The organism is Dietzia sp. UBA5065, from assembly GCA_002415925.1.
Taxonomy (GTDB): Bacteria; Actinomycetota; Actinomycetes; order Mycobacteriales; family Mycobacteriaceae; genus Dietzia.
Map to the genome: position 1 here is coordinate 1,333 of DIAZ01000004.1, position 3,262 is coordinate 4,594.

4 protein-coding genes are annotated in these 3,262 nt (G+C 69.6%); all 4 read left to right on the forward strand.

Annotated features, from left to right (window positions below):
• A partial coding sequence (locus B4M60_RS00490; RefSeq protein WP_291079405.1) for a molybdopterin-binding protein occupies nucleotides 1–914 on the forward strand: 914 nt, incomplete at its 5' end.
• A gap of 314 nt (nucleotides 915–1,228) precedes the next feature.
• Entirely contained in the window at nucleotides 1,229–1,705 is a 477-nt protein-coding gene (locus B4M60_RS00500) for an RrF2 family transcriptional regulator (protein ID WP_291079406.1), read from the forward strand.
• On the forward strand, nucleotides 1,686–1,904 hold the full coding sequence (locus B4M60_RS00505; RefSeq protein WP_291079407.1) for a ferredoxin: 219 nt from the start codon (nucleotides 1,686–1,688) through the stop codon (nucleotides 1,902–1,904). The genes B4M60_RS00500 and B4M60_RS00505 overlap by 20 nt, the downstream gene beginning before the upstream one ends.
• 144 nt (nucleotides 1,905–2,048) lie before the next feature.
• The coding region (locus B4M60_RS00510; RefSeq protein ID WP_291079408.1) for an FAD-binding oxidoreductase at nucleotides 2,049–3,262 on the forward strand (1,214 nt) is incomplete at its 3' end.

The window sequence follows — 3,262 nt, forward strand, 5'->3', positions numbered from 1 at the left end:
GTGCTGCTTCCGGCGCCGCTCCCGCACTGGTCACGGCCCTGCCCGCGGCCGAAGGCGTGAACGACCTGCGGCCCGTCGGCGAGGACTGGCTGACCGGGCACGATCTCGCCCCGCCGGGCACGGTGCTCGACGCGGCACTGGCCTCGGCGGCGCTGTCGGCGGGGCTGACGAAGGTCTCCGTTCGCGGCCCGGTGCGGGCGACGGTCGTGACCACCGGCGACGAGGTCATGCCCGCCTCCACACCATCTCCGCTGCCGGACGGCCGGATCCGCGACACGGTGGGCCCGCTGCTCGGCGCGGTGCTCGCGCGCGCGGGCTTCGCGGCCGGTTCGCACCCTGCCGCCCACACTGCGACCATCGGGCACTACCCCGCCCGCCCCACGGATGTGGAGCACTGCCCCGACACCGAGGCGGATTTCGAATCACTCCTCCACCGACCGCGCGCGGCCGGGGACGTCCTGGTACTGGTCGGAGCCACCGGGCGCGGCGTGGCCGACCATCTGCGGCCGGCGCTCGAGCGGGCCGGGGCGCGGATCTTGATCGACGGGGTCCGGGTGCGGCCAGGCGGGTCGCAGATCGTCGCGATGCTGCCCGGCGGCGGCATCCTGCTGGGGCTGCCGGGCAATCCGCTGGCGGCGGTGTGCGCCGCCGCGACGACCGGTCGGGCCCTGGTCGACGCCCTCACAGGCCGGCAGCGGAACCCTATGCTCGTGACCGTGCCGGGCCTCGCGGGACTGGCCGCCACGGGCCGGTCGCGGATCCTTCCCGCCCGCCCCGACGGCGCCGGCGGTTGGTCTATCGCCGGACAGATTCGTACCGCCCACCTGGCCGATCTCGCCGGATCGCCATCGCTGGCACTGCTCCCGGAGGCCTACGGTGGCGATGCGCCGGTCGAGCTGGTCGACTGGATCTGACACCGCGCCCGGTGACCCCGACTCCCCTGTCCGCAGCGGCGAGCGTTATCCACTCGTCGTAGTTGTCGCACTCGATGGCCTCTTCCGGGCGATGTTCCTGATCCCACAGGACAGTCTGCTCTCCGGCAAGGGGCGCCGGGACAGGGCGATATCAACAGGCCGTCGTCGTGGGCACGATGCTGTTGCGCACCGACGAGGCTGACACCTCGCCCACCTACCTACAAGCGCTGGGAAATCCGGCCTTCACCGAGACGGTCCTCACCCGGACCACTTTAATGCGAGTCTAAAACTCGCATTTATGCGATCATGGACCGGTGAATATCTCCCGACACTCCGACCTGGCGTTACGCACCCTGATGCTCCTCGCCGTGGGCGACCGGGACGGCGACCGAATGACCGCGGGGGCGATCGCTAGTTCGGTGAACGCCTCACCCAGCCACATCGCCAAGATCGTCTCGCGACTCGTCTCCCTCGAGGTGATCGCCTCGCGCCGCGGCCGCGGGGGCGGCCTGCAGATCACCGAATCCGGTCGGCACCACTCCGTGGGGACCCTACTGCGCACCCTCGAGGGCCCCGGCGAGTCGGTCGAGTGCGAAGGCGAACAGCCCTGCCCGCTGTCCGCGAACTGCAGGCTCCGGCGCGGCTTCGCCGACGCGCGCGAGGCGTTCTTCGCCACCCTCGACCCACTTACCGTGGACGACATCGTCCACTCCCCCACCCGGCAGGTGCTCCTCACCCTGGAGCCACGTTTCACCCCGAGCGGAGACAACGATGGAAATTCGCGTCACTGACGACTGTGACGGCTACGGCCGCTGCGCAGATCTCGCCCCCGAGGTCTTCAGCGTGCCCGAGGAACCGGACTACCAGACCACGGTTCTGCGGCCGACGATCGACGAGGAGGCGGAGGAGGAACTGGCCGCCCGAGCGATCGCCGCGATCCAGCAATGCCCCAAGCGCGCACTGGTGACCGACCTTGACGTGCGCTTCTGACGATCTACATCTGTATAGAGTAAATACCCAGTCCAAGTAGGTATTCGAACTCACTCGCTCTGAATGTGTATCGCTGGATGACTGTCTGGCAGGCTCGGAATCGCGCCCCCTACACCCGTAGGGAGCAGGTCCGGAAAGGCTGCCATGACCACGTCACTGATCTCCCTCGAGTCGATCCTCGCCCACCCCCGGGAGCTCTCCCCGAACAACGCCCAGATCATCCGCGAGACGCTGCCGGTCATCGGCGCGAACATCGACAAGATCACGCCGCTGTTCTACGAGAAGATGTTCGGCGCGCACCCCGAGCTGATCCGTGACACCTTCAACCGTGGCAACCAGAAGCTGGGCGCCCAGCAGCGCGCCCTGGCTGCCTCAATCGCCACCTTCGCCACGATGCTCGTCGACGGCAAGAGCCCCGTCGACCTGCTCTCGCGCATCGGGCATAAGCACGCGAGCCTCGGCATCACCGAGGACCAGTACCAGATCGTCCACGACAACCTGTTCGCCGCGATCGTCGACGTACTCAGAGAGGCCGTCACCCCGGCGGTCGCCGAGGCCTGGGACGAGGTCTACTGGATCATGGCCGGCGTCCTTATCGGCTTCGAGAAGGAGCTCTACGCCGAGGCGCGCGTCGAGCCGGGCGACGTGTTCCGCACCGCCACGATCATTGCCCGCGAGGACGTCACGGACTCGGTCGCCGTCTTCACCCTCGGCGGGCCCGACGGCGAGGACCTGCCCGACTTCCGCGCTGGCCAGTACACCTCCGTCGGCGTGGTCCTGCCCGACGGCGCCCGCCAGCTGCGCCAGTACTCGCTGTCCACGGCTTCCGGCGACGGCACGTGGCGGATCGCCGTCCGCCGCGTGGACCCCGCCACGGGCGGCTGCCCCGCCGGCGAGGTCTCCGGCTGGCTGCACGCCACGGCGAAGGTCGGCACGACCCTGCAGGTCACGCTCCCGTTCGGCGATCTCGTGCTGGACCAGGCTGCCACCCTGTCCGATACCGCACCGGTGGTGCTGTGCTCTGCCGGAATCGGGATCACGCCGATGCTCGGAATGCTCGCCCAGCTCGCCGCGGACGAGTCCTCGCGCCGCGTACTCGTCCTGCACGCCGACCGCTCCCCCGACCAGCACGTGCTGGCCACTGAAGTCTCCGGCGAGGCCTCGCTGCTCGCCGACGCGGAGGTCCACACCTGGTACGAGGACGGGGCTGAGACAGTCACCGGTCCGGGCACGGTCCACCACGGCTACATGGACTTGTCGAAGGTTGCGCTGCCGGCCGGCGCGCACGTGTTCCTCTGCGGCTCCAGCGGATTCCTGCAGGCGGTCCGCCCGGCCCTCCTCTCAGCCGGCGTCCCGGA

Bases quoted from the DNA above. Each gene is read 5' to 3' on its own strand.
- B4M60_RS00505 (WP_291079407.1), top strand. From the start codon at position 1,686: ATGGAAATTCGCGTCACTGACGACTGTGACGGCTACGGCCGCTGCGCA.